This is a genomic window from Ruegeria pomeroyi DSS-3, from assembly GCF_000011965.2.
In the GTDB taxonomy this organism is placed as follows: Bacteria; Pseudomonadota; Alphaproteobacteria; order Rhodobacterales; family Rhodobacteraceae; genus Ruegeria_B; species Ruegeria_B pomeroyi.
This window is the reverse complement of sequence record NC_003911.12, coordinates 2,399,387-2,423,171: the sequence shown is the minus strand read 5'-3', so window position 1 is coordinate 2,423,171 and position 23,785 is coordinate 2,399,387. Positions and strand designations below refer to the sequence as shown.

Sequence of the window (23,785 nt, the reverse complement as noted above, 5' to 3'; positions counted from 1 at the left end):
GACCCGTTATCCGGGCACTTTTTCCCCGGACATTTGCGTATCAACCGCCATCGTTCTGACAAAGGCAAGAACAGCACGCTTTTGCGCTGGAGGCAAGCTGCTATAAATCTCGACCATTTCTACAGAATCGCGATCCTGCAGGAACATCAGCCGGTCGACGGGCGCATCGCTGCCATCGATCACGCCGGAGTCCGGTGCCTGGATGCCTTCGAAGAAATGACTGATATGCACATCGAGCACTTCGGCAATCGCCCAAAGGCGCGACGCGCTGACCCGGTTCGCACCGGATTCATATTTCTGAACCTGCTGAAAACGCACTCCGACCGCCCGGCCAAGCTCGGCCTGGCTGAGACCAAGCGCCGAGCGCCTGGCGCGGATGCGGCGCCCTACTACGGTATCGACTGTATCCATACCTTCACCTGTTAAGCCCTACATTTGACGAGTGCCTATATTCCAGAACCAGCAGGTATTTCACCGGCAAGACCCCCCGACACTCGATCATCACGAACACAGCTTGCCCCATCACACGCATCGAAGCAACGATTTTCATGCTAAGGTTGCGGTAGGGTTAAGGCGGCTCCGATCGGGGGTTATGTCTACTAATGATTTGGTATCAACGGCTTGGCGGAGCCGAGATTTGATCATTTCCGGGCCGTTGCCGCCGGCGTCACCCTGGTTGGAACCATTTGTAAGCGAAGGGATTTATCCTGTCGGAACCTGGGGAGCGCCACTGGTCCAGGGCGCTGGCGCAGCGCCCTGCAGCGCGTTGGTGTATTGCAGATTCACAAATCTATTGACGTCGCGTCAAGAGGCGGGGCGCAAACCGGTCTCGACCAGCATGCCGCGCCGCTTCGCCTCGTAGTAGTAGCCCGAGGCATAGAGCTGAATCGCCCGGTCCTGGCTGCCATCGGCCAGCAGCCAGGCGCCGCGCAGGTATTTGCCCGCATATTGCAGGTTGGTATCTGCATCCAGCAGCCCTTCGGGCCCACCGCGATAGCCCATGGTGCGGGCGGTCGCAGGCAGGATCTGGAGCAGGCCGTAATAGGGCCGGTTGACCGCCCAGGGGCGATGGGTGCTTTCGCGGATCGCCAGCTTGTGCACCAGATTGCGCGGCAGTTCATAGTGATCGGCCCAGCGGTTGATCGCGGCGCGCAGCTCGGGCGTTTCGTTGGGGTAGAGCGGCGGATTGAAGGTCGCGGCAGGTTCCGGTTCGCGCCCGCAGGCGGCAACGGGCAGGGCAAGACCGGTCAGCAACAGGGCGCGGCGGGTGAACTGCATCGGGGGCTCCTTGGTCGCGTCAATCCCCGAGGCAAATACCCGCTTGGACGCGGTCTGCGAAGAGAGAATTGCGTCCGGTACCCGCGGATGGGCGGATTACAGCCAGCGGCGGGGCGTCGTCCATGAAAAAAGGCCGCGCGGGCAGCGCGGCCTTTCAATCTTGTTCCCCTGCGGGAAACCGATCAGGCGGTTTCGTCGCTGGCGGGGGCCTGGTCGTCGTCGTCGGACGCGGCGCCGCCGAGATCGTCGAACAGTTCGGCGATCTCGAATTCAGCGGCGGCCTCTTCTTCGGCGGCCAGTTCCTGGATCGACTTGCCCGATGCCTGCAGCTCGGCCTCTTCGGGCGAGCGTGCGATGTTCAGGTTGATGCTGACCTCGACCTCGGGGTGCAGGCGCACGGCGACGGTGTGCAGACCCAGGTCCTTGATCGGAGCGATCAGGGCGATCTGCTTCTTGTCGACCGAGAAGCCGGCTTCGGTGGCGGCTTCGGCGGCGTCACGCGGGGTGACCGAGCCATACAGCGCGCCGGCATCCGATGCCGAGCGAATCACGACGAACTGCTGTCCGTCGAGCTTGACGGCCAGGGCCTCGGCTTCCTGCTTGGTTTCCAGGTTGCGGGCTTCGAGCTGAGCTTTCTGCGCTTCGAACTGGGCGATGTTCGCATCCGATGCGACCAGCGCCTTGCTTTGCGGCAGCAGGAAGTTGCGGGCATAGCCCGATTTGACGTCCACGACGTCGCCCATCTGACCCAGCTTGGCCACGCGTTCGAGAAGGATAACTTGCATGTGCTTATCTCCTTACTTCACGGCGTAGGGCAGCAGGGCGAGGAAGCGCGCGCGCTTGATGGCACGGGCCAGTTCGCGCTGCTTCTTGGCCGAGACGGCGGTGATGCGCGAGGGCACGATCTTGCCGCGTTCGCTGATATAGCGCTGCAGCAGCTTGGTGTCCTTGTAGTCGATCTTGGGTGCGTTGTCGCCCGAGAAGGGGCACACCTTGCGACGGCGGAAAAACGGTTTAGCGGCCATAACTTGATGTCCTTTCCTAATGCGGGCTTAGCGGCGTTCGCGGCGGCTGTCGCGCTCGTCGCGCTTCTGCATCTGGACCGAGGGTCCTTCGGCGTGCTCGTCGACCTTGATGGTCAGAACGCGCATCACGTCGTCATGCAGGCGCATCAGGCGTTCCATTTCCTGCACGGCGGACGCGGGTGCGTCGGTGCGCAGGAAGGCATAGTGGCCCTTGCGGTTCTTGTTGATCTTGTAGGCCATCGTCTTGACGCCCCAGTACTCGTGGTCGACCAGGCTGCCGCCATTGTCGCTGAGTACGGCACCGAAATGTTCGATGAGGCCTTCGGCTTGCGTGTTGGACAGATCCTGACGCGCAATCATGACATGCTCATAGAGAGGCATGCGATCTCCTGTTTTCTATCTAGGCGCATTTCATAGGCGGGGCCCCTGATCCTTTCACGGCCCTGCCACGAGAGACTGCGCGGTTCACGTATTCTGTGAAAGGATGGCCCCATATACACGCCTGCGCGGCGGGGGCAAGAGGCTTGGTCCGCTCACATCTCTGGCCACATGCCCAGGTTGCGCACGACCAGGTGCCGCTCAATTACCCCGAGCCTGCCGCATTCCCGTCGCAATGTTTATCGAACGTTAACCCTGCCGGACACAACCCGGCGGAGAACCTGGCGCAGGGAGCGCGACCCGACATGCACGTGGCACAGCAACAGACGCTTCGCAACCGGATGCCGCTGCCGTCTTTTGAAGAGACGGTGCCGCTGATGATCACCTTTGCCCCCAACTGGCCGCTGCGTACCGTGATCTTTCGGGTGATCGGAACCGCGCTGGTGATTGGTGCGGCCTCGATGTGGTTGCTGCCGGGGTCCAACAACGGGGCCGATGCGGCGCTGATGAAGCTGGGCGTGTCGCTGTTCTTCTTCTTCTGCGGTCTGGCGCTGTTGATGATCCATCATCAGGACAACCAGCCCGATGCCTATTTCGACCCGATCCGGCGCGAGGTGCGGGTGCTGCAAAAGAACAACCGTGGCCGCCCGCAGACGATCCTGCGCCGCAGCTATGACAGCCTGGGCGCGGCCCGGTTCAACGAGCATTATCTGGAGATCTGCGATGTGGACGGTTCGATCCTGATGCGTCTTCCGATCCCCTCGGCCGAAATCCGCCAGGCCCTGCGCAGCCAGTTGAGCGGATTCGTGACCATCCCGACCTGAAGCCCGGTCACTGTTCATTCTTCAACAGAGTCTGTGGAGCAGGGCAGATTGCCCGCGCAGCCCGCTTACCCCATGTCTGGGTCAAGGCAAGGACAGCCGTCCGCCTGAACCCACAAGACAAGACATGGAGCGACAGAATGAAATCCACCCGCCTTGCCGCCGCGCTGATCCTGGCCGGCCTTGCCAGCGCCGCCACCGCCGCCCCCGAGAAATACCTGCTGGATTCCAGCCACAGCCAGGTCGTGTTCAGCTATAACCACCTGGGCTATTCCACCACCACCGGCATGTTCTCGGGGTTCGAGGGCGAAATCATGTTCGACAAGGAAGACCCCGCCGCGTCGTCGGTGACCGTGTCGATGCCGGTCCTGTCGATGTTCACCGGTTGGCAGGCACGCGAAGATCATTTCTTCTCGGGTGACTTCTTTGGCGCCAAGGACGGCGACATGATCACCTTTGCCTCGACCGCGATCGAGGTGACCGGCGAGACCACCGCTAAGATCACCGGTGATCTGACCATGAACGGCGTGACCAAGCCGGTGGTGCTGGACGCGGTGCTGAACCAGATGGGCGACCACCCGATGGCGGGCAAGCCCTGGGCCGGGTTCGATGCAACCACCACCGTGGTACGCTCGGATTTCAACCTTGGCAAATTCGCGCCCTTCGTCGGCGACGAGGTTGAACTGCGCATCTCGGTCGAGGCGATGAAGGCCGACTAAGGCCTCTGTCACAGAGACACGGAAATCCGGGCCCGTCGGCCAGCCCTTTGCAATAAATGGCGCATGTGAAAAGGGTGAGGGCTCGAAGCGCACAGGCAGCTTCGAGCCCAAAGACGTCTATGCTACGGCGTGCCTGAATGCTCGCTCTTGACGTTAAAACGGTGTTGGAGAAGGTGTATTGCAGTGCTAGGGTTCAAGCGATTTTCTGACAATAGCCTTGACCACAAACGGAGAGATTTTTTCAATGAAGAGGCTCACAAGGCTTGTTGTGGCGAATGAGCTTTCGAACAACCATCACATGAGAAAGATTCATCGACTTTTTGGTCGAGTTTTCATAGAGGACGTTTTCACGCCGCGCGGCCCAGTAAATAGAAAAATGTATATTAACAGAGGCCAAGTAGAAGATGACTTGGCTAGGTCTGCCAATGACACATTGCACATCATCATCTTTGGCAACAGTGGGTGCGGGAAGTCGTGGCTATACAAGAAGGTATTCAAAGAGAAGGGGATTTTTTTTCTCACCGTAAACCTTTCTGGGGCTTCAAGTCAGCAGTCAATTGCAAAAGAGCTAGTTTCAACAGTTGGTCGGCGTAATGGAACTGGCCGTGTCAAGAAGGCTAAGTCTCACGGATTCTCTTGGTTCATTACATATTCCGAGACTGAAGAGCTTTCAACGGAGCTCGATGGTCATGATGCTTTCCTTAACGCCTTGAAGCATTGCCGAAAATTGGCAGGCAGAAGGCCGGCGTTCCTCGTTTTTGAGAATCTAGAGCTCATCTTCGAACAAAGGGATTTGCTGAGGGAGCTGGGCAACATTATTGCGTTGCTCGATGACGATCAGTTTGCCAAGTTTGACGTGAGAATTGCGATTGTGGGAACGCCGAGCAACATTCGAAACTATTTTCGAAGCGTTCCGAGGCTTGAGACAATTGCCAATCGTCTTATCGAGCTGGAAGAAATCGCTCGACTCAGCGATGAAGACGTCGCTCGCTTCGTCGAACGCGGCTTTAGAACGCTCCTCAAGTATCGCGAAGAAACGAATGCTGTTAACTATTTGATCCGGCGCGCAATTACTGTCACAAGAGGCAATGCACAACGTTTGCACGAGTTTTGCAAAGAAGTTGCCTTGCAGGGACAGCAAGACAGGTTCCTGAGCCTTGAGCGAATAGAAAAGGGAGAGCGAGAATGGCTAAGGCGTCGTTTTCACATCAATCAAACTACTGTTGCAAGTTGGATTGTTGATCCAGCACGAGAAACTGCGCTTATGGGGCAGTATTTGAAAGATGGTTACGTATCAGACTTGCTTTTACAAAATTTGTATCTTTGTGCACTTGGTTTAGTCAAGGAGGACGAATTCACAGTGCAAGATGTTACTGAGTTGATCCAAGATGAGCTTTCCGCGCACCCAGTAACGCAGAAGGTCCTACGAAAGCTAGAAGGTCAGATAGCGATGCGAACTGGATCAATGCTTGCAAAGCTAGCAGACGACATAAATGGGGCAAGCCACCCGATCTTGGACAGATTTGAACCCCCGTCGGGAAATCGCATATTTCGCTTTAGAGATATGCAATATCAAATGTGTCTTTCTTCCATGTTTAACGTATTCGACAATGGAAGGCGGGTCGAAATCAATCATCCGTCTTGGGTTTCGTCTACCGATGACGCGCAACAGCGGACATCGGTAGAATAGCGGCCAAAGCCAACTTTATCCCGCATTGCCGCCAACCTTCACAGACAACGCCCGAAGAAATCTTCGGGCGTCACTTTCGGACATCGCGCTTCGCCTGGAATGCGTTCGGCCCGATGTTGCACCATTTATCACAAAAGGCCGGGCCCGTCGGGACCCGGCTTTTTTCGCTGCTCTATCGTGTGGCGGTCAGGGATACATCGACCGTGACCGGGAATTTCAGCGAGCTTTCGTCGGGCATGTTGGCTCCGATCCCGAAATCGCGCCGGTCGAGCGTGACGGTGCCGCGCATGCGGGCGGTATCGCCGTCAAGCTCCAGATCGAAGGGCAGGGTGAGCGGGACGCTGGCGCCGCGCAGGCTCAGCTCGCCCCGTGCCTCGTGGCCGGTTTCGGTGCGGTGCAGCGTGGCGGTGAAATCCGCGGTGGGAAACTGCGCGGCATCGAAGAAATCCGCGCCCATCGCCTGGGCGGTGACCGATCCCAGCGCCAGAGAGGGGATGGCGATGGTGACGGTGACCTCGCCCGTCGGACCGGGTGTCTCGCGCGGATCATACCGGATCGCGGCGGTCCAGTCGGCGAAGCTGCCGCTGACGGCGCTGCCCAGCTGGGTGACGGTGATCGCCAGCGTGCCTTCGCTTACCTGCCAGTCCGAGGCCACCGGTGCCAGCGCCGTGCGTTGCACCTCTGCCGGTGCGTGCGGGGCGGAATGTGTGTTCACCCATGCGCCAGCGCCAAATGCGCCCAGCCAGACCAGCAGCGCCAGCAGCAGCGGTGCGGCGCTGTGGACCTGTTTGGGCGGCATGGGCAAGTCGATCCGCCCCGGCAGCATCCGCCGCAGGGTTGCGTCGCGGTCGATCAGGTGGTGTTTCAATGCGCCCGCCACATGCAGCGCCAGCGCCCCCAGCAACACCAGCAGAAAGGCGCGGTGCAGCACGGCGGTGAGTTCCGCCAGCGCGGCGCTTTTGGGCACCATCGGCAGGGATTGGCCCAGCGGCCACCAGATCGGAGCGAAGCCCTCGGTCGCGGCATGGTGGATCCAGCCGCTGAGCGGCACCAGCACCAAGGCGCCATAGAGCAGCCAGTGCACGGTTTCGGCCGCCAGCGCCTCGGCCCGGTGGTCGGCGTTCAGCAGCCCGGGGCGTTTCTGGGTCAGCGCCCAGAAGATGCGCAGCAAGGCCACCGCAAACAGAGCGATGCCCAATGTCTTGTGCGCCGAGAACAGCCAGGCGGCGCGTGCGATCTCTTCGGCGCCGGCGCCCCCGGCGGTGGCCCGCCCGGCGGCCTGATCGGCAACCCAGCCCAGCGGCAGCAGGGTCACGATCAGCAATGCGGTCAACCAGTGCAGGCCCTTGGCCACGCCGCCATAGCTGTGTGGGGTATTGGTCAGGGTCATCACGCTCTCCGAATGCTCGTTGCTCCTTGCAACCTGCGGTCTGTGCCGCCGCTGCACAATATGCGCCTTTGCACAGCTCCCGTGTCGGGATGCAGAGCTTGTGCGGCGCGGGCGGGGCGGCTACACCCGGCGTTAACGTTTCAGAGAGCGAAGGGACAGAGATGACGACCGCATTCGTGTTTCCCGGGCAGGGCGCCCAGACCATCGGCATGGGCAAGGCGCTGGCCGAGGCCTATCCGGCCGCGCAGGCCGTGTTCGACGAGGTCGACGCGGCGCTGGGAGAGAAGCTGAGCGCGCTGATCTGGGAGGGCGATATCGAGACCCTGACGCTGACGCAGAATGCGCAACCGGCGCTGATGGCGACCTCGATGGCGGCGATGCGCGCGCTCGAGGCCGAGGGCGTGGCGATCACCCAAGCCGCCTTTGTCGCCGGTCACTCGCTGGGCGAGTATTCGGCGCTGGCCGCTGCCGGGGCGCTGAGCGTCGGTGACACCGCGCGGCTGCTGCGCACCCGTGGGCAAGCGATGCAAAGCGCGGTGCCGGTCGGGCAGGGTGCCATGGCGGCGATCCTGGGGCTTGACCTTGCAGCGGTGCGCGAGGTGGCTGCCGAGGCCGCGCAGGGTGAGGTCTGTCAGGCCGCCAATGACAACGACCCCACTCAGGTGGTGGTCTCGGGCGCCAAGGCGGCGGTCGAACGCGCCGCCGAGATCGCCAAGGCCAAGGGCGCCAAGCGCGCGGTCATGCTGCCGGTCAGCGCCCCGTTCCACTGCGCCCTGATGCAGCCCGCCGCCGATGCCATGGCCGAGGCGCTGGCCGCGGTCGAAATCAAGGCCCCCGCCGTGCCGCTGGTCGCCAATGTGCGCGCCGAGGCGGTGAGCGATCCCGACCTGATCCGGCAGTTGCTGGTCGAACAGGTCACCGGCTCGGTCCGCTGGCGTGAAAGCGTCGAATACATGGCCGCCCAGGGCGTGACCGAGATCTGGGAGATCGGCGCGGGCAAGGCGCTGTCGGGTATGGTGCGCAAGATCAACCGCGAGATCGCGTGCAAACCGGCGGGCACACCTGAAGATGTGCAAAAAATCCTTGCTGGCGACGCCTGAACCCACCTAAACGTGCAAGGCCCGGCCTGGATGGTCGGGGATAAGAGGAATAAGTCTATGTTTGATCTGACCGGAAAGAATGCCCTGATCACCGGTGCCTCGGGTGGCATCGGGGGCGCCATCGCGCGCGCGCTGCATGCTGCCGGCGCCTCGGTGGTGCTGTCGGGCACCCGGGTCGAGCCGCTTCAGGCGCTGGCCGACGAGCTGGGCGAACGCGCCCATGTGCTGACCTGCAATCTGAGCGATATGGCGGCCGTCGAGGCGCTGCCGAAACAGGCCGCCGACCTGTTGGGCTCGGTCGATATCCTGGTGAACAATGCCGGCATCACGCGCGACAACCTGTTCATGCGTATGTCGGATGACGAATGGCAAAGCGTGATCGACGTCAACCTGACCGCCACCATGAAACTGTGCAAGGGCGTGCTGCGCGGCATGATGAAGGCGCGCTGGGGCCGGATCGTGAATATCTCGTCTGTGGTGGGTGCCATCGGCAACCCGGGGCAGGGCAATTATGCCGCCTCCAAGGCGGGTGTCGTCGGCATGTCCAAGGCGCTGGCCTATGAGGTCGCCAGCCGGGGAATCACCGTCAACGCGGTGGCACCGGGCTTTATCACCACGGCAATGACCGACAAGCTGACGGATGAGCAGAAATCGGGCCTGCTGACGCAGGTTCCCGCTGGCCGCATGGGTTCGCCCGAGGAAATCGCGGCGGCGGTCCTGTATCTTGCCAGTCCCGAGGCCGCTTATGTGACCGGTGCCACCTTGCATGTGAACGGCGGTATGGCCATGTTGTGAGCGGCGCGGTGGCCAGATGCGAAAGCGTTTGCCAACGCGCGCGTCTGTGTTATAGGCGGCGCATCCTGAGGAAGGCCGGTCGATGGGGTCGGCCTTCTGCGTTACCCGGGACACCCCGGAACCTGAACCGCCCGGACCGGGCAAAACCAAGCCACCCCGAGCGGGCAAGGGCAAAAATGGGCCAGTGGGCCCCGTAGGAATGAGGAACTGACATGAGCGACGTCGCAGATCGCGTTAAGAAGATCGTTGTGGAGCACCTGGGTGTCGAAGAAGACAAAGTGACCGAGAATGCCTCGTTCATCGACGACCTGGGCGCCGACAGCCTCGACACCGTCGAGCTGGTCATGGCTTTCGAAGAAGAGTTCGGCATCGAGATCCCGGACGACGCGGCCGAAACCATCCAGACCTTCGGCGACGCCGTCAAGTTCATCAGCGAAGCCTCCTGAGCCTTCGCTGAGACCTGAAAGGTCAAACAGGCGCCTTCCCGCCGGAAGGCGCCTTTTTTCATGCAGTTGCCCGAATCCGGTTGCCAAGACCCCCGCCGATTTGCACCTTGGGGTTGAGGCAGAGACAGGACGGGCGCGAAATGATCCGATCCATACCGATCTTGAACACCGGACGGCTGCGGCTGGTCGGAATGCGGCCCGAGGATTTCGACCGCTATGCCGAGATCTGGGCAGATGAACAGGTGGTGCGCCATATCGGCGGCAAGCCCCGCAGCCGGGGCGAGTGCTGGGACGCGTTCCTGCGCAACGAGGGTCATTGGCACATGACCGGTTTTGGCCAATGGGGCGTGGTGCTGCAAAAGACCCGTCGCCTGGTGGGCCAGGCCGGGTTTTTCTACAGCAGCCGCGACATGGGGCCCGATTTCGACGCCTATCCCGAGGCGGGCTGGGTGCTGGCGCCCGAGGCGCAGGGCCAGGGGCTGGGCCGCGAGGCGGTAGCGGCGGCGCATGACTGGTTCGACCGGGTGATTCCCGGCCGTCTGGTGGCGATGATCGCACCGGACAACACGCCCTCGCTGGGGCTGGCACAATCGCTGGGATACCGCCCGATGCGCGAGGCCGAATTTGGCGGCCGCCCGGTCACGCTGTTGCGTCGCGACGGTCCGCCCGCGCGCCGGTGACGCAATCGGGATGTGACTCTCCGCTTTCAGGTCAGTGTCGCGGGGCGCATCCTGCGATAGAGTCATCTGGACATGTTTCAGCGGAGGAGCGGCCATGATCATCTACCCGACGATGGAATTGCAGAACGGACGGTGCGTGACCCTGGAAAGGGGGCGGCTGGACGCGCCCATGCTTTGGCATGTGGACCCGTTTGAAACGGTATCCGGCTGGGCATCCGCCGGTGCCGAATGGATGCACCTGACCGATCTGGATGCGGTCGCGGGCACCAGCGGCAATGCCGAGTTGGTCGAACAGATCATCCGCAAGGCCGAGATCCCGGTGCAGCTGGCGGGCGGCATGCGCTCGCGCGAGCGGATCGAACACTGGATCGACAAGGGCGCCGGGCGCATCGTGATCGGCACGCTTGCCGCGCGCGACCCCGAGTTGGTCAAGGAACTGGCCAAGCGGCATCCCGACCAGATCGTGCTGAGCGTCGATGTCTGGCAGGGGCACGTGATGACCGATGGCTGGCGCAGCCAGAGCGCCTATACGCCGGAGGCCTTTATCGACGCCTTCGCCGATGTGCCCTTTGCCGCCATCGTGGTGACCGATATCGACAGCGATGTCGAAGAGGTCGAGGCCAAGCTGGGCCTGATTTCGGGGCTGGCGGCGCATTCCCGTACCCCGGTCATCGCCAGCGGCGTGGTGCGCGGGGCCGACGATATCTCGCGCCTGGCCTATGTGCCCAACATTGCCGGTGCGCTGGTGGGGCGGGCGTTGTTCCGCAAGTCGCTGTCGCTGGAAGACGCGCTGAGCATCGCCGCCAGCGCCCACGAGCGGGTGGCGCAGTTCCAGTAGAACCCGGCTGCGCATCAGGATTTCGTGACCAACAGGCAAGGGACCGCCGGGTTTGCCCGCACCCTTGCTCTTGCCCATATGGGCCCGGGCAGGGTAAGAGCGGTTCTCGAACAGCAAGCAGGCAAGAGGCACTTCATGCGCAGAGTCGTTGTAACCGGACTGGGACTGATCACACCTTTGGCCAGCGGGGTCGAGGAAACCTGGTCCCGTCTGCTGGAGGGACAATCGGGCGCGGGTCCGATTACGCGGTTTGATGCGGTGGCGTCGGGTGTTACCACGACCTATGCCTGCGAAGTGCCGCGCGGCGATGGCAGCGATGGCACCTTCAATCCCGATGACTGGATGGCGCCGAAAGAGCAGCGCAAGATCGAGGATTTCATCCTCTATTCCATCGCGGCCGCCGAGATGGCCTGCAAGGATGCCAACTGGCTGCCCGAGGACGAAGAGGACCGCTTGCGCACCGGCGTGCTGATCGGCTCGGGTATCGGCGGGCTGGGCTCGATTGCCGAGACCGCCAACCTGATCAAGGAGAAGGGCCCCCGCCGGGTGTCGCCCTTCTTTATCCCCGGCGCGCTGATCAACCTGGCCTCGGGCCAGGTGTCGATCCGTCACGGGTTCAAGGGGCCGAACCACTCGGTGGTGACCGCCTGTTCGACCGGCGCGCATGCGATTGGCGATGCCAGCCGGATCATCCGGGCCGGTGACGCGGATGTGATGATCGCCGGTGGTGGCGAGGCCTGTATCTGCGAAATCGGCATTGCCGGGTTCAACGCCTGCAAGGCGCTGTCGACCAAATATGCCGACAACCCCAAGGCCGCCAGCCGACCCTATGACGCCGACCGCGACGGGTTCGTGATGGGTGAGGGCGCCGGCATCGTGGTGCTGGAGGACTATGAACACGCCAAGGCGCGCGGTGCCAAGATTTATGCCGAAGTCTTGGGCTATGGCATGTCGGGCGATGCCTATCACATCACTGCGCCCTCCGAGACCGGCGACGGGGCCGAACGCTCGATGCGCGCCGCTCTGCGCAGCGCCGGGCTGGAGCCGTCGGATCTGGATTACATCAACGCCCATGGCACCTCGACCATGGCCGACACGATCGAGCTGGGCGCGGTGGAGCGGCTGTTGGGCAACCATGCGGCCAATGTCACCATGTCCTCGACCAAATCGGCCACCGGGCACCTGTTGGGCGCTGCCGGCGCGATCGAGGCGATCTTTTCGATCCTGGCGATCCGCGATCAGGTGGCCCCGCCAACCATCAACCTGGACAACCCGGCAGTTGAGACCCCGGTCGATCTGGCGCCCAATGCCAAGCGTGCGCGCAAGATCGACGTGGCTCTGTCGAACTCCTTCGGTTTTGGCGGCACCAATGCGAGCGTGATCTTCGGAAAGGCCGACTGATGTGGCGTGCTCTCGCCTCGAACATGCTGACCGTTCTGGCGGTTGGCCTGTTCCTGCTGGCCGGCGTGATCCTTTGGGGCAAGTCGCAATACACCGCGCAGGGCCCGCTGGACGAGGCGATCTGCCTTCAGGTCAAGAGCGGGTCGAACATGACCCGCGTCAGCCGCGATCTTGAGGCCTCGGGCGCGGTCAGCAGCGGTGCCATGTTCCGCATCAGCGCGCGCTATTCCGAAAAGGCGACGCAGCTGAAGGCAGGCAGCTATCTGGTCAAGGAAGGCGCCTCGATGGAGGAGATCATCGACCAGATCACCCGTGGCGGCGCGAGCAGCTGCGGCACCGAGATCGTCTATCGCATCGGCGTCAACCGCCTGCTGCTGGAAGTGCGCGAGCTGGATCCGGCCACCGAACAATTCGTGGAACTGGTCGAGTTCGACCCAAGCGAGGGCGAGGCGCCCGCGGTCTATGCCGAGAAGCGCGCCGAGCGCGACACCCGCTACCGGTTGGCCATGGCCGAGGGCGTCACCAGCTGGCAGGTGGTCGAAGGTCTGAAGGCCTGGGACGTGCTGGCGGGTGAGGTGGACGAGCTGCCGCGCGAGGGCCTGCTGGCCCCCGACAGCTATGACGTGACGGTGGGGATGGAGCGTGCCGCGCTGCTGGCCCAGATGCAGGAGAAGCAGGAGCTGCGGATCAACGCCGCCTGGGAGGCGCGCGTCGACGGCCTGCCTCTGCAAAGCCGCGAGGAGATGCTGATCCTGGCCTCGATCATCGAGAAGGAAACCGGCGTGCCCGAAGAGCGCCGCCAGGTGGCCAGCGTCTTTGTAAACCGGTTGGACCGGGGCATGCGCCTGCAGACCGACCCGACCGTGATCTATGGTATCACCAAGGGCAAAGGGGTGCTGGGACGGGGTTTGCGTCAAAGTGAGCTTCGCGGCGTAACGCCTTGGAACACTTATGTGATCGAGGGGCTGCCGCCGACCCCGATTGCCAATCCCGGACTGGCAAGCCTGGAAGCAGCCGTCAATCCGGACACGACCGATTACGTCTTTTTCGTTGCCGATGGCAGCGGTGGCCACGCCTTTGCCGAAACGCTGGACGAGCATAATCGCAACGTCGCCAAATGGCGCGCGATCGAGGCGCAGCAACAGGGCAACTGAAACGGGGGACCGGCTGTCGTGGCCGGTCGCTCCTTTTGGGGCGGTTTGGGTCGGCCTTGCGTGATACATTGTGAGCCTGTGCATTTCGAGCAACGCCTGAACGAATGATCGGACCCGCGCCGGGTGGAGGGTCTGATCATGGTCTTCTGACCCGCGCACCCTCGCAAATCGAAGGGCGAGCCCCCATATAGATTGTACCGGTGTCAAACATCCCCGTCCGGCATGGATGGCGAGTTTTCGATCCGGAAAATCAAAGGAATGATGACATGTCCTTCAAGGACCTGACTGCCCGGGCCGCGGCTGCAATGACGTCGCAGCCTGTCGATCCGGCAAAAGCACCTGCCAAGACGAACGAGCCGGAGACAGCCTCCAAGGAAACGGCGCCCAAATCCAACCCTTCTTAAGCGCTGCCGGGAATACGCGCCCCTTGTTTCTAAGGGGCGTGGACTGCACGTCATGAGATGGGAGCGCGCCGATGGAGGACTTGATCAGCAAGACCGTCGCAGTATTTGTTCGCTCCTTTACCCTGCCGGGGTTTGGCGAGACGCTGCCGGCGGGAGAATATGAGATCGAAACCGAACTGGTTTCGCCCCCGGGCCACCTGGATCGTGAAGCCTGGAAGGCTTCGGTTCTGGTCAAGCTTCACGCGCGCGCATCGCATCCCGGGCTTGCGCGGACCCTGTCAGTTTCGCTTGCCGATCTGGATCACGCCCGCGCCCGCGACAAGCTGACGGGTAAGGCAGTGTCGGATCTGTTCCTTGAGGACATGCTGGCCGACCCGATGGTGCGCCTTGTGATGGCGGCTGATGGCGTTTCGGAGGCGCATCTGAGGCATCTCTATTCGGATGCCCGAACACCGCGTTTGTACACGGGTGTGCTGGATGCCGGAGTCGACAGCCAAAGAGCGAGAGATAAGATGGCAATCCAGGTTGCAGAAAACGAAGGCCTGCCGACCCGGTTGCAACAGGCGCACGGCCGCGTGCAGGCTGGAGAGGTCTGATGGGGGACAGGTCTCGGGCCGAGGTTGAATTGCCGCCCAAGGCGGAGAAACGCGCCCTGGGCGATGTGGCGCGAGAACGTCGGTGCCTGCGCTGCAGCACCGAGTTCTGGAGCGAAGGGTTCGGAGAGCGGATCTGCCGCCGCTGCAAGGGGTTGAGCGCTTGGCGAGACGCCGTCGCTGTCAGTTCAGGCGCCTCTCGCCGCCGTTGACACCTTGCCAATGTCTATCGCCATGCTGAGAGTTTCCCTGTTTCGGTGGGGCCTTTCCGACCGTAGCGGCAGGCCACGAGCAGCGGAACGACGGGAACACATGGGACCTATCCCTAGGGGGGATCCCGTTGGTGACGAGTTGGGTGGCCGATCAGGCCCACCATTCGTCGATGCAGGCGATATCCTCGTCCGACCAGCCGAAATGATGCGCAAATTCGTGCACCACCACATGCGCGATCAGATCGTCGAGCGCGATATCGCCGCGGTCGCGCCACTCGGCCAGGATCGGTTCCCGGAACAGCCAGACCGTGTCGGGCGGGGCGGCGAAATCGCTGACCGATTTCTCGGTCATCGGGATACCCTCGTAAAGGCCGGTCAGTTCCAGCGGGTCGTCGATCCCGAGCGGGCCAAGCATGTCGGGCCCCGGCCAATCGGCCACGCAGAGCAGCACAGCCCGCGCATGGGCGCGAAAGGCGGGCGGCATCGCGTCGACGGTCTGGCGGGCAATGGTTTCGAAATGGTTGAGATCGCTGCGCATGTCCGAGATATGGCGGTGGCGGTGGCGAGAGAAAAGCCCGAATGCACGCCAGTCACAGAGAAATCAATCTTTTGTTAAGAATATCAGTGCGTTGGCTGTTGCGCTGTTGCGCGAGGGCCTTGACTCACCGTGCGGTTTCGTGTATAAGTTGTGTCATGCTAGAAGAGATGCGCAAACGGCCCCGGGGGTGACCCCGGTGGCCGTTTTTTCGTCTCTCTCGTGCGGAGATCACTCTCGCATGAGGTCACGAGCACATATGACTTTGATTACCCCGGAGGAGCGGATTTCCCGGACGGCTGAACTGCTTCAGTCGTTGGAAAATTCCATTCGCGATCTGCGTAATGCGGCGGAAGACCTGCAGAAACGGATCCGAGCCGGGGAGGATGGTGATCTTGCCGGATATGGCAAGCAGATGGGTCAGGCGGCCAGCCTGATCCGTGAGTGTCAGAAAGTGGAGGCCAGTTTTGCCGAACAAGTCCGACGAGAAGCAGGCATTGCCCAGGGCGGATATGCCCTGGACCTTGACCGCGCCCGATCTGAGATCGGGTGCCGCCTTGCTCGCCTGCGCAAGTGTTGCCGAGAGGGAGCGGTTTCTGAATGAAATCGGGGAGGGGGGGTTATGTGCCCTCCCTTTTCTTTTCGAGTTCTGGGCGATGGCGCATCAGCTGCCGCCTGAGGGCGATTGGCGCGCCTGGGTGATCCTGGGCGGGCGTGGCGCGGGCAAGACCCGCGCAGGCGCCGAATGGGTGCGCGCCCGGGTCGAGGGCTCGCGCCCGCTGGATGCGGGGCGCGCGCGGCGGGTGGCGCTGGTGGGCGAGACCTATGATCAGGTGCGCGATGTGATGGTGTTTGGCGAAAGCGGTATCCTGGCCTGTTCGCCACCCGACCGCCGCCCCAATTGGAAGGCTAGCGAGCGCAAGCTGATCTGGCCCAACGGGGCCGAGGCGCAGGCCTTTTCGGCGCAGGACCCCGAGGGGCTGCGCGGGCCGCAATTCGACGCGGCCTGGGTGGATGAGCTGGCCAAGTGGAAAAAGGCGGGCGAGACCTGGGACATGCTGCAATTTGCGCTGCGGTTGGGGGAGCGGCCACAGGTCTGCGTGACCACGACGCCGCGCAACGTGAAGCTGCTGAAGGACCTGCTGGCCGCTCCCAGCACCGTGCAGACCCATGCGCCGACCGAGGCGAACCGGGCCAATCTGGCCGAGAGTTTTCTGGAGGAGGTGCGGGCGCGCTATGCGGGCACGCGGCTGGGGCGGCAGGAGCTGGACGGGGTGTTGCTGGCCGATGCCGAGGGGGCGTTGTGGACCGCCGAGATGCTGGACCGTGCGCGCACGTCGAGCGTGCCTGAACTCGATCGGGTGGTGGTGGCGCTGGACCCCTCGGTCAGCGGAGGGGCCAGTGGTGATGCCTGCGGCATGGTGGTTGTGGGTGCGCAGATGCAGGGGCCACCGCAGGACTGGCGCGCTTGGGTGCTGGCGGATCGCACGGTGCAGGGCGCCGGGCCGACCACCTGGGCCAAGGCGGCGATTGCCGCGATGGATGCGTTTGGCGCCGAGCGGCTGGTGGCCGAGGTCAATCAGGGTGGCCAGCTGGTCGAGGAGGTGCTGCGCCAGGTGGACCCGCTGGTGCCCTTCAAGGCGGTGCATGCGGCGCGGGGCAAGGTGGCACGGGCCGAACCGGTGGCGGCGCTTTATGAACAGGAGCGGGTGCGCCATGTGGCGGGCCTGACCGCGCTGGAAGAACAGATGGGCCAGATGACCGCGCGCGGGTATGAGGGGCAGGGATCGCCCGACCGCGTGGATGCGCTGGTCTGGGCACTGCACGAGCTGATGATCGCACCTGCCGCGGCCTACAGGCGCCCGCGGGTGCGGGTGCTGTGAGCGGTGCGGGCTGTTGCACTAGCTGCGAACGCTCTGTTTCCGGGTCCTGAACAATCTTCGACGATAACTCTGATCAACAAGGCCGCAGCGCATCCGGCGCCGGGCGAGAAGATAGGAGCATTGCCATGATCTTTGATTTCCTGCGTCGTGGAGCCGGAGCGGAAGCGCCCGAGGCCAAGGCCAGCGCGGCGGGGCCGGTGGTGGCCTGGCACAACGCGGGCCGGGTCGCCTGGAGCCCGCGCGACACCGCCTCGCTGACGCGGACGGGGTTTGCGGGCAATCCGGTGGGGTTCCGGTCGGTCAAGCTGATTTCCGAGGCGGCGGCGGCGCTGCCCCTGGTGTTGCAGGACCGGATGCAGCGCTATGAGACGCACCCGATGCTGAGCCTGATCCGTCGTCCCAATGGCGCTCAGGGCCGGGCCGAGCTGATGGAGGCGCTGTTCGGGCAACTGCTGTTGTCGGGGGATGCCTATGTCGAGGCGGTGCGTGGCGCCGATGACCTGCCGATCGAGCTGCATGTGCTACGCTCGGACCGGATGCGGGTGGTGCCCGGCGCCGATGGCTGGCCGGTAGCCTATGAATACACGGTGGGTGGCAAATCGCATCGTTTCGATGCCGCGAGCATCTGCCATATCAAGTCTTTCCACCCGCAGGACGATCACTACGGCTTTTCGCCGATGCAGGCGGCCGCGATGGCGGTGGATGTGCATAACGCGGCCTCGCGCTGGTCGAAATCGCTGCTGGACAATGCGGCGCGGCCCTCGGGCGCGCTGGTCTGGACCGGCAGCGACGGGCAGGGCGTGATGGCCGAAGATCAGTTCCGGCGACTGTCGGACGAGATTGAGGCGAACTTCCAGGGCGCGCGCAATGCCGGCCGGCCGATGGTGCTGGAAGGCGGGCTGGACTGGAAGCCGATGGGTTTTTCGCCTTCGGACATGGAGTTTCAGAAGACCAAGGAAGCCGCCGCCCGCGAGATCGCGCTGGCCTTTGGCGTGCCGCCGATGCTGCTGGGCATCCAGGGCGACGCGACCTATTCGAACTATCAGGAGGCCAATCGGGCGTTTTATCGCCTGACGGTTCTGCCCCTGGTGACGCGGGTGGCGGCCAACCTGTCGGACTGGCTGTCGGGCCTGTCAGGCGAGGAGGTACTGTTGAAGCCCGACCTGGACCAGGTGCCGGCGCTGGCCGCCGAGCGCGATGCGCAATGGGCCCGGGTCAGCCGCGCCGATTTCCTGACCGGGGCGGAAAAGCGGATGCTGCTTGGGCTGCCGGCGCTGGCGGAGGATGCCGATGGCTGAGGGTCCGGGCTATGCGCCCTTTGACTGCGCGCCGGGGCTGCGGCTGGAAGCGCATGAGCGGGTGGCCGCGTTGCAGCATGAGCATCTGTGCCGCCGGCTGGATCAGCTGGACGAGGCGATCGAGCGGATGGAACGGCGGCTGTGGCTGACGGTTTACGGTGTCGCGGGTGCGATCCTGGCCCAGGTCTTTCAATCGTTCCTGGTGATTTCGCCCTGAGATGACAATGGTTTACAAGGAGTGTTTCATGGATATGGACACCGGACTTGAACATAAATTCGCCCGCTTCGGCGATGGTCTGACCGTCAGCGAGGATGCGGTGATCGAGGGTTATGCCAGCCTGTTCGGCCAGACCGATCAGGGCGGCGACAATGTGCAGGCGGGGGCCTACGCGGCCTCGCTGAAGACGCTGCAGGCCGCCGGGCAGCGGGTCAAGATGCTGTGGCAGCACGATCCCGCCCAGCCGATCGGGGTCTGGGACGAGGTGCGCGAGGATGGGCGGGGCCTGTGGGTCAAGGGCCGGCTGCTGGAAAGCACCCAGAAGGGGCGCGAGGCGGCGGCGCTGATCCGTGCGGGCGCCATCGACGGGCTGTCGATCGGCTATCGCACCCGACGGGCCAGCAAGAATGACAAGGGCCAGCGGCTCTTGACCGAACTGGAGCTGTGGGAAGTGTCGCTGGTGACCTTTCCCATGCTGCCCAGTGCCCGGGTCGCGGCCAAGGGGACATCCCCCGAGGTCGAGCAGACCTGGCGCAGCATTGCCGAGCTGTTCGACAGCGCCCGGCAGGAACTGGCGCGAAGGTAAGCGCGCCGCAACCCACCCGAAAAGGACGTGCCGATGAGCAAGACCGAGATCCCGGCCTTGGCCGGAGAGGGTGTGCCCCTGGTTCAGGAGGTGAAGCAGGCGATGACTGGCTTCGTGAATGAATTCAAGGGGTTTCGCACCGAAGTTGAAACCAAACTGAAACAGACAGAAGAGCGTATGACCATGCTGGATCGTAAATCACTCACCGCGGCGCGTCCGCATCTGGCCGCCGCCGTCGAGGACGGCGCCCCGCATCAGAAGGCGTTTGACGCTTATCTGCGCTCGGGCGATGACGACGCGCTGCGTGGGCTGACCCTGGAAGGCAAGGCGATGTCGACCGCGATCAACAGCGATGGCGGCTATCTGGTCGATCCGCAGACCGCCGAACGCATCAAGTCGGTGCTGCATGCGACGGCCTCGATCCGCGCGATTGCCTCGGTGGTGCATGTGGAGGCGAACTCGTTCGACGTTCTGATCGACCACACCGATATCGGTGCCGGCTGGGCGGACGAGACCGCGGCGGCCAGCGAGACCGGGACGCCGTCGATCGACCGTATCTCGATCCCGCTGCACGAGCTGAGCGCCCTGCCCAAGGCAAGCCAGCGCCTGCTGGATGACAGCGCGTTCGATATCGAGGGCTGGCTGGCCGACCGTATTGCCAACAAGTTCGCCCGCGCCGAGGCGCAGAGCTTTATCAATGGGGACGGCGTCAACAAGCCGCGCGGTTTCCTGAACCATGCCGCTGTCGACAATGACAGCTGGACATGGGGCAATATCGGCTATGTCGCCTCGGGTGTGGCCGGTGGCGTGGACGCCGACGATATCGTCGATCTGGTCTATGCGCTGGGTGCGCAGTACCGGGCCAACGGCGCCTTTGTGATGAACTCGAAGACCGCGGGCACCATCCGCAAGCTGAAGGATGCCGATGGCCGCTTCCTGTGGTCGGACGGTCTGGCGGCGGGCGAGCCCGCGCGGCTGATGGGCTATCCGGTGGTGATCGCCGAGGACATGCCCGACCCGGCGACCGACAGCTACTCCATCGCGTTCGGCGACTTCAACGCGGGCTATACCGTGGCCGAGCGCCCGGATCTGCGCGTGCTGCGCGACCCGTTCAGCGCCAAGCCGCACGTGCTGTTCTATGCCACCAAGCGCGTGGGCGGCGACGTGAGCGACTTTGCCGCGATCAAGCTGCTGAAATTCGGCACCGTCTAACGGGGCCGGGTCCGGGGCCGGGGAACCGGCCTCGGGTGCGGGCGCGCGCCGGTTTTCCTGGCGTTGTCTAGCTGCTCCCCTCCGTCCGAGCAACGTGAGGCGGCGCGGGCCCGCATGACCTGAGACGAACGGCCCGGAGGGGCCCGAGCTTGCGGAGTGAATTGATGATGTTGATCGAAGAGACCGCCGTTGCGGACGCCGCGCTGCCGGTGGCACAGTTCAAGGCGCATTTGCGGCTGGGCACCGGGTTTGCAGAGGATGACGTGCAGGACGAGGTGTTGCGCAGTTTCCTGCGCGCCGCCATCGCCGCAATCGAGGCGCGAACGGGCAAGATCCTGATCTCGCGTCAGTTTTCCTGGACCGTCTACAACTGGCGCGATGCCACGGGTGAAGTGTTGCCGGTGGTGCCGGTGCAGATGGTCACCTCGGTGACGCTGCGCGATGGGGGCGGGCAGGACACGGTGCTGGACCCGGCCGCCTATCGGTTGGAGCGTGACAGCCAGCGGCCGCGGTTGCGCCCTGCGGGCGCGCTGTTGCCGACCGTGGCCACCGGTGGCGCGGCGATTGTCGCGCTGGTGGCCGGGATGGCCGCCGATTGGGGCGGGCTGCCGGCCGATCTGGGCCAGGCGGTGCTGCTGTTGGCGGCGCATTACTATGAATACCGGCACGAGACCGCGCTGGGCGATGGTTGCATGCCCTTTGGCGTCACCAGCCTGATCCAGCGCTATCGCACCGTGCGGTTCGGTTCGGGGGTGGTGCAATGAAGGCGCCGCATCTGAACCGGCGCCTGCTGCTGGAGACGCCCGCGCGGGTGGCTGACGGCGCGGGGGGCTATGCCGAGAGCTGGACGGCCCTTGGCACGGTCTGGGCCGATGTCAGCGCGCGCAGCGGTGCCGAGCGGTTCGAAGCGGGCGCTTCGCGCTCGCGGGTGAGCTACCGGATCACGGTACGCGCGGCGCCCGAAGGGTCTTCGATGCGACCCGCGCCCGAACAGCGGTTCACCGATGGCGCCCGTGTTTTCGTGATCCGGGCGGTGGCCGAGCATGACCCGGCCGGGCGGTTTCTGACCTGTTTTGCGGATGAGGAGGTAGCGGCATGAGCTATGGCGTGGCGGCGGCGTTGCAGACGGCGGTCTATCAGCACCTGCTGGCGGATGCCGGAGTGGCGGCCCTGGTGGGGACGGACATTTACGATGCGCTGCCTTCGGGCACGCTGCCGCAGACCTATGTGCTGCTGGGTCCGGAAGAGGTGCGCGACGCCTCGGATCAGAGCGGCGAGGGGGCCGAGCACCGGTTCACCGTCTCGGTGATCTCGGAGGCAGCAGGGTTCGCCGGGGCCAAGACGCTGGCGGGCGCGGTGAGCGATGCGCTGGACGATGCGGCGCTGAGCCTGGCGCGCGGGCGTCTGGTGGGGCTGTGGTTCGACCGGGCCTCGGCCCGGCGGACCGGAACGGGTGGTGCGGTGCGGCAGATCGATCTGCGGTTCCGCGCCCGCGTCGAAGACAATTGATCAACCTGAACGTGGAGTAACATCATGGGTGCCCAGAACGGCAAGGACCTGCTGGTCAAAGTGGACATGAACGGCACGGGCCTGTTCGAAACCATCGCGGGGCTGCGTGCCACCCGCGTGAGCTTTAACGCCGAGAGCGTGGATGTCACCAGCCTGGAGAGCCAGGGGGGCTGGCGCGAGCTGTTGTCGGGCGCGGGGGTCAAATCGGCCTCGATCTCGGGCTCGGGCGTTTTCAAGGATGCGGGCACGGACGAGCGGGCGCGGCAGCTGTTCTTTGACGGCGAGACGCCCGATTTCCAAGTGATCATCCCCGATTTCGGCATTGTCGAGGGGCCGTTCCAGGTGACCGGCATCGACTATGCGGGCAGCCACAATGGAGAGGCGACCTATGAGGTGAGCCTGGCCAGCGCCGGCGCCCTCAGCTTTACCGCGATCTGATCATGACCAATCCGTGGACGGGAGAGGTGGCCCTGGTCATCGATGGGCAGCAACGGGTGCTGAAGCTGACGCTGGGCGCGTTGGCCGAGCTTGAGGCCGAGCTGGAGAGCGGCTCGCTGGTGGAACTGGTGCAGCGGTTCGAGGGGGGCGCGTTTTCCAGCCGTGACGTGCTGGCGCTGGTGGTTGCCGGGCTCAGGGGCGGGGGCGCGGATGTGACCCGCGCCCAGCTTCTGAGGGCCGAGATTGCCGGTGGGCCGCTGGCGGCGGCGCGGGCGGCGGCGGAACTTCTGGCGCGCGCCTTCATGGTGCCGGGGGAAACATGAACGGGTTCGACTGGCCCGCGCTGATGCGGGCCGGGATGTTGGGATTGCGGCTGACGCCCGAGGCGTTCTGGCGCCTGACCCCGGCCGAGTTGCGGCTGATGCTGGGGCAGGGCGCGGGGAACGCGCCGATGGGCCGCGCCGGACTGGATGCGCTGCTGGCCGCCTGGCCGGACCAGACACAAGGAGAGGATCATGGCGGAGACTGACGGGTTTTCGGAATTGGAAGCCACGGGCGAGAGCCTGGGCGATACGCTGGGCGATGCCGCCGTCATGGCCGCGGGCTTTGACGCCGAGCTGCGCCGGGTGCGCAGCGCGCTGGCGGCCACCGGACAGGATGTGCAGACGTTGGAGCGGGGCCTGTCCAAGGGGCTGCGCCGCGCCTTCGATGGCGTCGTGCTGGATGGCATGAAACTGTCCGACGCGCTGGAAACGGTGGCCCGGTCGATGATTCAGACCACCTATTCGGCCGCGATCAAGCCGGTGACCGATCATTTCGGCGGGCTGATCGCGCAGGGCGTCGGCTCGTTGTTCGAGGGGCTGTTGCCCTTTGCCAAAGGCGGCTCGTTCAGCCAGGGCCGGGTGATGCCCTTTGCCAGCGGTGGCGTGGTCAGCGGGCCGGTGGCCTTTCCCATGCGCGGTGGCATGGGGTTGATGGGCGAGGCGGGGCCGGAGGCGATCATGCCGCTTGCACGCGGCGCCGATGGCAAGCTGGGCGTGCGTAACAGTGGCGGCGGTCGCGCAGTGAACGTGGTGATGAACATCACCACCCCCGATGTGCAGGGGTTCCGCCGCAGCCAGGGTCAGATCGCCGCCCAGATGGGCCGTGCGCTGGGCCGCGGCAATCGCAATCGGTAACAAGG

The 23,785-nt window shown here is 64.0% G+C and carries 32 protein-coding genes; 25 read left to right on the top strand and 7 right to left on the bottom strand.

Annotated features, from left to right (window positions below; all coding sequences use genetic code 11):
• Window positions 1–6: 6 nt before the first annotated feature.
• The 5 genes from SPO_RS11585 to rpsF form a co-directional block, all read right to left on the bottom strand.
• Entirely contained in the window at window positions 7–411 is a 405-nt protein-coding gene (locus SPO_RS11585) for a helix-turn-helix domain-containing protein (protein WP_011048003.1), read from the bottom strand.
• A gap of 393 nt (window positions 412–804) precedes the next feature.
• Entirely contained in the window at window positions 805–1,278 is a 474-nt protein-coding gene (locus SPO_RS11580; RefSeq protein ID WP_011048002.1) for a lytic transglycosylase domain-containing protein, read from the bottom strand.
• Between the two features lie 182 nt (window positions 1,279–1,460).
• Window positions 1,461–2,063: a 50S ribosomal protein L9 gene (gene rplI / locus SPO_RS11575; RefSeq protein WP_011048001.1), complete on the bottom strand. Its 603-nt coding sequence runs from the start codon at window positions 2,061–2,063 to the stop codon at window positions 1,461–1,463.
• 12 nt (window positions 2,064–2,075) lie between these two features.
• Complete coding sequence (gene rpsR, locus SPO_RS11570; protein WP_008328567.1) at window positions 2,076–2,303, bottom strand: 30S ribosomal protein S18; 228 nt, start codon at window positions 2,301–2,303, stop codon at window positions 2,076–2,078.
• Between the two features lie 27 nt (window positions 2,304–2,330).
• Entirely contained in the window at window positions 2,331–2,684 is a 354-nt protein-coding gene (gene rpsF / locus SPO_RS11565) for a 30S ribosomal protein S6 (RefSeq protein WP_011048000.1), read from the bottom strand.
• Window positions 2,685–2,986: 302 nt separating this feature from the next.
• Here rpsF and SPO_RS11560 point away from each other — a divergent pair, with 302 nt between their 5' ends.
• From SPO_RS11560 to SPO_RS11550, 3 genes are all read left to right on the top strand, one after another.
• The gene (locus tag SPO_RS11560; RefSeq protein WP_051420354.1) at window positions 2,987–3,505 is read left to right on the top strand and encodes a hypothetical protein; all 519 of its coding nucleotides are present in this window, start codon (window positions 2,987–2,989) and stop codon (window positions 3,503–3,505) included.
• Window positions 3,506–3,642: 137 nt separating this feature from the next.
• Window positions 3,643–4,221, top strand: a complete 579-nt coding sequence (locus SPO_RS11555) for a YceI family protein (protein WP_011047998.1) — start codon at window positions 3,643–3,645, stop codon at window positions 4,219–4,221.
• Between the two features lie 298 nt (window positions 4,222–4,519).
• Window positions 4,520–5,911: an ATP-binding protein gene (locus tag SPO_RS11550; protein ID WP_158454172.1), complete on the top strand. Its 1,392-nt coding sequence runs from the start codon at window positions 4,520–4,522 to the stop codon at window positions 5,909–5,911.
• Window positions 5,912–6,083: 172 nt separating this feature from the next.
• Here SPO_RS11550 and SPO_RS11545 read toward each other — a convergent pair whose 3' ends face one another.
• Window positions 6,084–7,301 carry a cytochrome b/b6 domain-containing protein gene (locus tag SPO_RS11545; RefSeq protein ID WP_011047996.1) on the bottom strand — a complete coding sequence of 406 codons (1,218 nt, stop codon included), beginning with the start codon at window positions 7,299–7,301 and terminating at the stop codon, window positions 6,084–6,086.
• 161 nt (window positions 7,302–7,462) lie between these two features.
• Here SPO_RS11545 and fabD point away from each other — a divergent pair, with 161 nt between their 5' ends.
• The 9 genes from fabD (at window position 7,463) to SPO_RS11505 (ending at window position 14,715) form a co-directional block, all read left to right on the top strand.
• On the top strand, window positions 7,463–8,401 hold the full coding sequence (fabD, locus tag SPO_RS11540) for an ACP S-malonyltransferase (protein WP_011047995.1): 939 nt from the start codon (window positions 7,463–7,465) through the stop codon (window positions 8,399–8,401).
• A 57-nt stretch (window positions 8,402–8,458) separates the two neighbouring features.
• On the top strand, window positions 8,459–9,196 hold the full coding sequence (gene fabG, locus SPO_RS11535) for a 3-oxoacyl-ACP reductase FabG (protein ID WP_011047994.1): 738 nt from the start codon (window positions 8,459–8,461) through the stop codon (window positions 9,194–9,196).
• Window positions 9,197–9,408: 212 nt separating this feature from the next.
• Entirely contained in the window at window positions 9,409–9,642 is a 234-nt protein-coding gene (locus SPO_RS11530; protein WP_005982462.1) for an acyl carrier protein, read from the top strand.
• A 140-nt stretch (window positions 9,643–9,782) separates the two neighbouring features.
• Window positions 9,783–10,322, top strand: coding sequence for a GNAT family N-acetyltransferase (locus tag SPO_RS11525; protein ID WP_011047993.1), 540 nt, complete (start codon window positions 9,783–9,785; stop codon window positions 10,320–10,322).
• Window positions 10,323–10,416: 94 nt separating this feature from the next.
• Window positions 10,417–11,160, top strand: coding sequence for a 1-(5-phosphoribosyl)-5-[(5-phosphoribosylamino)methylideneamino] imidazole-4-carboxamide isomerase (locus tag SPO_RS11520; RefSeq protein ID WP_011047992.1), 744 nt, complete (start codon window positions 10,417–10,419; stop codon window positions 11,158–11,160).
• A 135-nt stretch (window positions 11,161–11,295) separates the two neighbouring features.
• Window positions 11,296–12,561: a beta-ketoacyl-ACP synthase II gene (gene fabF, locus SPO_RS11515; protein ID WP_011047991.1), complete on the top strand. Its 1,266-nt coding sequence runs from the start codon at window positions 11,296–11,298 to the stop codon at window positions 12,559–12,561.
• On the top strand, window positions 12,561–13,715 hold the full coding sequence (gene mltG / locus SPO_RS11510; RefSeq protein ID WP_011047990.1) for an endolytic transglycosylase MltG: 1,155 nt from the start codon (window positions 12,561–12,563) through the stop codon (window positions 13,713–13,715). The genes fabF and mltG overlap by 1 nt, the downstream gene beginning before the upstream one ends.
• A 266-nt stretch (window positions 13,716–13,981) precedes the next feature.
• Entirely contained in the window at window positions 13,982–14,119 is a 138-nt protein-coding gene (locus SPO_RS23100; RefSeq protein WP_158454171.1) for a hypothetical protein, read from the top strand.
• Window positions 14,120–14,190: 71 nt separating this feature from the next.
• Window positions 14,191–14,715: a hypothetical protein gene (locus tag SPO_RS11505; protein WP_011047989.1), complete on the top strand. Its 525-nt coding sequence runs from the start codon at window positions 14,191–14,193 to the stop codon at window positions 14,713–14,715.
• Between the two features lie 360 nt (window positions 14,716–15,075).
• Here the strand turns inward: SPO_RS11505 and SPO_RS11500 are convergent, their stop codons facing one another.
• Window positions 15,076–15,462, bottom strand: a complete 387-nt coding sequence (locus SPO_RS11500; protein ID WP_011047988.1) for a metallopeptidase family protein — start codon at window positions 15,460–15,462, stop codon at window positions 15,076–15,078.
• Between the two features lie 256 nt (window positions 15,463–15,718).
• On the opposite strand from SPO_RS11500, the gene SPO_RS11495 reads away from it, so the two are divergent.
• From SPO_RS11495 to SPO_RS11435, 13 genes are all read left to right on the top strand, one after another.
• On the top strand, window positions 15,719–16,063 hold the full coding sequence (locus tag SPO_RS11495; RefSeq protein ID WP_044028337.1) for a hypothetical protein: 345 nt from the start codon (window positions 15,719–15,721) through the stop codon (window positions 16,061–16,063).
• 52 nt (window positions 16,064–16,115) lie between these two features.
• Window positions 16,116–17,342, top strand: coding sequence for a DNA-packaging protein (locus SPO_RS11490; protein WP_011047986.1), 1,227 nt, complete (start codon window positions 16,116–16,118; stop codon window positions 17,340–17,342).
• Window positions 17,343–17,467: 125 nt separating this feature from the next.
• Window positions 17,468–18,640 carry a phage portal protein gene (locus SPO_RS11485; RefSeq protein WP_011047985.1) on the top strand — a complete coding sequence of 391 codons (1,173 nt, stop codon included), beginning with the start codon at window positions 17,468–17,470 and terminating at the stop codon, window positions 18,638–18,640.
• Window positions 18,633–18,857: a GTA head formation protein, RCAP_rcc01685 family gene (locus SPO_RS11480; RefSeq protein ID WP_044029238.1), complete on the top strand. Its 225-nt coding sequence runs from the start codon at window positions 18,633–18,635 to the stop codon at window positions 18,855–18,857. The genes SPO_RS11485 and SPO_RS11480 overlap by 8 nt, the downstream gene beginning before the upstream one ends.
• A gap of 28 nt (window positions 18,858–18,885) precedes the next feature.
• Window positions 18,886–19,443: an HK97 family phage prohead protease gene (locus SPO_RS11475; protein WP_011047983.1), complete on the top strand. Its 558-nt coding sequence runs from the start codon at window positions 18,886–18,888 to the stop codon at window positions 19,441–19,443.
• Between the two features lie 33 nt (window positions 19,444–19,476).
• Window positions 19,477–20,655: a phage major capsid protein gene (locus tag SPO_RS11470; RefSeq protein WP_011047982.1), complete on the top strand. Its 1,179-nt coding sequence runs from the start codon at window positions 19,477–19,479 to the stop codon at window positions 20,653–20,655.
• Window positions 20,656–20,819: 164 nt separating this feature from the next.
• Window positions 20,820–21,419: a head-tail connector protein gene (locus SPO_RS11465; protein WP_044028335.1), complete on the top strand. Its 600-nt coding sequence runs from the start codon at window positions 20,820–20,822 to the stop codon at window positions 21,417–21,419.
• Window positions 21,416–21,754: a phage head closure protein gene (locus tag SPO_RS11460; protein ID WP_011047980.1), complete on the top strand. Its 339-nt coding sequence runs from the start codon at window positions 21,416–21,418 to the stop codon at window positions 21,752–21,754. The genes SPO_RS11465 and SPO_RS11460 overlap by 4 nt, the downstream gene beginning before the upstream one ends.
• On the top strand, window positions 21,751–22,164 hold the full coding sequence (locus SPO_RS11455; protein ID WP_011047979.1) for a DUF3168 domain-containing protein: 414 nt from the start codon (window positions 21,751–21,753) through the stop codon (window positions 22,162–22,164). Before SPO_RS11460 ends, SPO_RS11455 begins: the two co-directional genes overlap by 4 nt.
• Window positions 22,165–22,188: 24 nt before the next feature.
• On the top strand, window positions 22,189–22,602 hold the full coding sequence (locus SPO_RS11450; protein ID WP_011047978.1) for a phage major tail protein, TP901-1 family: 414 nt from the start codon (window positions 22,189–22,191) through the stop codon (window positions 22,600–22,602).
• A gap of 2 nt (window positions 22,603–22,604) precedes the next feature.
• Entirely contained in the window at window positions 22,605–22,925 is a 321-nt protein-coding gene (locus tag SPO_RS11445) for a gene transfer agent family protein (protein WP_011047977.1), read from the top strand.
• Window positions 22,922–23,131, top strand: coding sequence for a rcc01693 family protein (locus tag SPO_RS11440; RefSeq protein ID WP_011047976.1), 210 nt, complete (start codon window positions 22,922–22,924; stop codon window positions 23,129–23,131). Before SPO_RS11445 ends, SPO_RS11440 begins: the two co-directional genes overlap by 4 nt.
• Window positions 23,118–23,780 (top strand): phage tail tape measure protein, encoded by a 663-nt coding sequence (locus SPO_RS11435; RefSeq protein WP_044028333.1) that lies wholly within the window; start codon window positions 23,118–23,120, stop codon window positions 23,778–23,780. The genes SPO_RS11440 and SPO_RS11435 overlap by 14 nt, the downstream gene beginning before the upstream one ends.
• The last annotated feature ends 5 nt before the right edge of the window (window positions 23,781–23,785 follow it).

Bases quoted from the DNA above. Each gene is read 5' to 3' on its own strand.
- SPO_RS11585 (WP_011048003.1), bottom strand. From the start codon at position 411: ATGGATACAGTCGATACCGTAGTAGGGCGCCGCATCCGCGCCAGGCGC.
- SPO_RS11580 (WP_011048002.1), bottom strand. From the start codon at position 1,278: ATGCAGTTCACCCGCCGCGCCCTGTTGCTGACCGGTCTTGCCCTGCCC.
- rplI (WP_011048001.1), bottom strand. From the start codon at position 2,063: ATGCAAGTTATCCTTCTCGAACGCGTGGCCAAGCTGGGTCAGATGGGC.
- rpsR (WP_008328567.1), bottom strand. From the start codon at position 2,303: ATGGCCGCTAAACCGTTTTTCCGCCGTCGCAAGGTGTGCCCCTTCTCG.
- rpsF (WP_011048000.1), bottom strand. From the start codon at position 2,684: ATGCCTCTCTATGAGCATGTCATGATTGCGCGTCAGGATCTGTCCAAC.
- SPO_RS11560 (WP_051420354.1), top strand. From the start codon at position 2,987: ATGCACGTGGCACAGCAACAGACGCTTCGCAACCGGATGCCGCTGCCG.
- SPO_RS11555 (WP_011047998.1), top strand. From the start codon at position 3,643: ATGAAATCCACCCGCCTTGCCGCCGCGCTGATCCTGGCCGGCCTTGCC.
- SPO_RS11550 (WP_158454172.1), top strand. From the start codon at position 4,520: ATGAGAAAGATTCATCGACTTTTTGGTCGAGTTTTCATAGAGGACGTT.
- SPO_RS11545 (WP_011047996.1), bottom strand. From the start codon at position 7,301: ATGACCCTGACCAATACCCCACACAGCTATGGCGGCGTGGCCAAGGGC.
- fabD (WP_011047995.1), top strand. From the start codon at position 7,463: ATGACGACCGCATTCGTGTTTCCCGGGCAGGGCGCCCAGACCATCGGC.
- fabG (WP_011047994.1), top strand. From the start codon at position 8,459: ATGTTTGATCTGACCGGAAAGAATGCCCTGATCACCGGTGCCTCGGGT.
- SPO_RS11530 (WP_005982462.1), top strand. From the start codon at position 9,409: ATGAGCGACGTCGCAGATCGCGTTAAGAAGATCGTTGTGGAGCACCTG.
- SPO_RS11525 (WP_011047993.1), top strand. From the start codon at position 9,783: ATGATCCGATCCATACCGATCTTGAACACCGGACGGCTGCGGCTGGTC.
- SPO_RS11520 (WP_011047992.1), top strand. From the start codon at position 10,417: ATGATCATCTACCCGACGATGGAATTGCAGAACGGACGGTGCGTGACC.
- fabF (WP_011047991.1), top strand. From the start codon at position 11,296: ATGCGCAGAGTCGTTGTAACCGGACTGGGACTGATCACACCTTTGGCC.
- mltG (WP_011047990.1), top strand. From the start codon at position 12,561: ATGTGGCGTGCTCTCGCCTCGAACATGCTGACCGTTCTGGCGGTTGGC.
- SPO_RS23100 (WP_158454171.1), top strand. From the start codon at position 13,982: ATGTCCTTCAAGGACCTGACTGCCCGGGCCGCGGCTGCAATGACGTCG.
- SPO_RS11505 (WP_011047989.1), top strand. From the start codon at position 14,191: ATGGAGGACTTGATCAGCAAGACCGTCGCAGTATTTGTTCGCTCCTTT.
- SPO_RS11500 (WP_011047988.1), bottom strand. From the start codon at position 15,462: ATGCGCAGCGATCTCAACCATTTCGAAACCATTGCCCGCCAGACCGTC.
- SPO_RS11495 (WP_044028337.1), top strand. From the start codon at position 15,719: ATGACTTTGATTACCCCGGAGGAGCGGATTTCCCGGACGGCTGAACTG.
- SPO_RS11490 (WP_011047986.1), top strand. From the start codon at position 16,116: ATGGCGCATCAGCTGCCGCCTGAGGGCGATTGGCGCGCCTGGGTGATC.
- SPO_RS11485 (WP_011047985.1), top strand. From the start codon at position 17,468: ATGATCTTTGATTTCCTGCGTCGTGGAGCCGGAGCGGAAGCGCCCGAG.
- SPO_RS11480 (WP_044029238.1), top strand. From the start codon at position 18,633: ATGGCTGAGGGTCCGGGCTATGCGCCCTTTGACTGCGCGCCGGGGCTG.
- SPO_RS11475 (WP_011047983.1), top strand. From the start codon at position 18,886: ATGGATATGGACACCGGACTTGAACATAAATTCGCCCGCTTCGGCGAT.
- SPO_RS11470 (WP_011047982.1), top strand. From the start codon at position 19,477: ATGAGCAAGACCGAGATCCCGGCCTTGGCCGGAGAGGGTGTGCCCCTG.
- SPO_RS11465 (WP_044028335.1), top strand. From the start codon at position 20,820: ATGATGTTGATCGAAGAGACCGCCGTTGCGGACGCCGCGCTGCCGGTG.
- SPO_RS11460 (WP_011047980.1), top strand. From the start codon at position 21,416: ATGAAGGCGCCGCATCTGAACCGGCGCCTGCTGCTGGAGACGCCCGCG.
- SPO_RS11455 (WP_011047979.1), top strand. From the start codon at position 21,751: ATGAGCTATGGCGTGGCGGCGGCGTTGCAGACGGCGGTCTATCAGCAC.
- SPO_RS11450 (WP_011047978.1), top strand. From the start codon at position 22,189: ATGGGTGCCCAGAACGGCAAGGACCTGCTGGTCAAAGTGGACATGAAC.
- SPO_RS11445 (WP_011047977.1), top strand. From the start codon at position 22,605: ATGACCAATCCGTGGACGGGAGAGGTGGCCCTGGTCATCGATGGGCAG.
- SPO_RS11440 (WP_011047976.1), top strand. From the start codon at position 22,922: ATGAACGGGTTCGACTGGCCCGCGCTGATGCGGGCCGGGATGTTGGGA.
- SPO_RS11435 (WP_044028333.1), top strand. From the start codon at position 23,118: ATGGCGGAGACTGACGGGTTTTCGGAATTGGAAGCCACGGGCGAGAGC.